The 1,747-nt window shown below is 41.2% G+C and carries 1 protein-coding gene; it reads right to left on the bottom strand.

What is annotated here, in order from left to right:
- Positions 1 to 86: 86 nt before the first annotated feature.
- The gene (gene mobQ, locus KHQ28_RS28935; RefSeq protein WP_074181076.1) at positions 87 to 1,589 is read right to left on the bottom strand and encodes a MobQ family relaxase; all 1,503 of its coding nucleotides are present in this window, start codon (positions 1,587 to 1,589) and stop codon (positions 87 to 89) included.
- Between the last annotated feature and the right edge of the window lie 158 nt (positions 1,590 to 1,747).

Here is a 1,747-nt window from a genome sequence, read left to right as displayed (position 1 = left end):
ACAGTACTCATTTTAAATTCCTTACAAAAATTGGGTTTAAAAATAATACCACCAGAGTAACCAAAGTTAAAGTAATTAGATTGGTTCTATTTCCAGTAGCCCGGAGGCTTTGATTTTGACACATTACTTCTTCTGGCTTGTAGGGATGGCATAGAAGGAGTTAGATCCTTGCTGTGATCGTTTTCTGGCAGTTCGTGCTTAGGACGACTTGGGAAACGGGTGATCTCATCCGGTGTTGGCTTGTAGTCATCTAGGTTAAACTTAGCTCGTTTCTCATATTCAGCGCGAGAAATATAACGGCCTAATACTTCGTCAAAGACATAATTTTCAGTAATACGTTTATCATGTTCCTCACTGATAAGATCATTTTGGGATTTGTTTGCTTTAGCCCATACAAACTTCTGCTTGAAAAAATCTATGACAAGAGTTGTGAAACGTTTAAAAATATTATCCTGACGTGGAGTAGTCTTATGCTTTCTTGCACGGTCAGGGGCGCTTCTGGATGCCCTGTTTGGGTTTTGAGAGGTGGATGTTTTCAGAATAGTATTTGTTCCAGAACCAGAAATACTGACTGATGGTTTCTTACCTGCAACGACCTTACTGACTTTTGTTTTATCACGGTAAGATTTAACGCCACGCATACGAGTATGAGGAGCTGGTGCAACCAAAACAGGTCTTTGATTCTCATCAGTAGAAGAGCCGGAGTGTGTTTCAGGTAATACGATTTGTTCTGGTTCAGCAAGATGTGTAATCGTGAAGCTTCTGACATCAACGACGATTTCAAGATCAAGTTCACTGAATGTTTTGTAGACTTCAACAGCTTCTTGTTTAGCAGCGTCACGAACAGCCTGTTCTGCGGCTCTTTGCTCCTGAGCAGCCTTACTACGCCATTTGGCACTGTGGATACGTTTCATTGCAGGGCGATTTGTTTCAGCGGCCTTGGCAAGCCATAACGCTTTTTCTTCATTATCTAAAGCTACCGCCGCTTTTTCTAATGCCTCTTCATGCTGGGCCTGAAGAGAACGATGGTCAATACGTTCTGACGAACCAGCGGCAGCAAGGTAGCTGTTAGCCATAGCTGACCATGATTCACGCCATAAAACAGACATTTTTCTGTCGTTCCAGCTTCTTTCTTTTTTACCAAAACCTTCCGGGCCTATGGTTTTTAAGGTCAACATAACGTGAGCATGAGGGTTATCACTATCAAGATCATGGAAAGCGATGTCAGCAATCATTCCTTTATCAACGAAATTTTTCTGACAATACTCAAGGACAAGTTTTTTCTTTTCATCATTATTTAACTCGGTAGGAATGGAAACATCGAAATAACGGGCTGTTTGACCATTGTTCTGGCGCTCGACTTTTTCCACTTCATTCCACAATGCTGTAGAATCTTTTACGATGTGTTCTGGTGCGTTAGCTGGAGCTAATATGAAGTGCCCATATAAATCAGTACGGCGACTGTAATCATACGTATCACCTGTTCTTTCATCTGTTATGCGTGTACGAGCATGATAGGCAGCCTTCGCAACGGAAGACCTGCCTTCTGAACGTTTCACAATTTTAAAATCAAGATGAAAAATAGCCATACAATAAAAACAACCTCAATATAAATTTAAATATCAAACCAAAATATAAATCTCAAATGCGACTATGCTGGTTTTAGTTTTTCGTAAGAAAAACTCTGGTGTTGACGTTGACCTTGTTTCCGAAGGAAACGGTGTTAGCCTGCGGCAGGCAACCGTCG

It is taken from the genome of Klebsiella sp. 28 (genome assembly GCF_018223905.1).
Classification (GTDB): domain Bacteria; phylum Pseudomonadota; class Gammaproteobacteria; order Enterobacterales; family Enterobacteriaceae; genus Klebsiella; species Klebsiella pneumoniae.
Note: the sequence above shows the minus strand (reverse complement) of the source record. Positions and strands in the feature narration are given on the sequence as shown.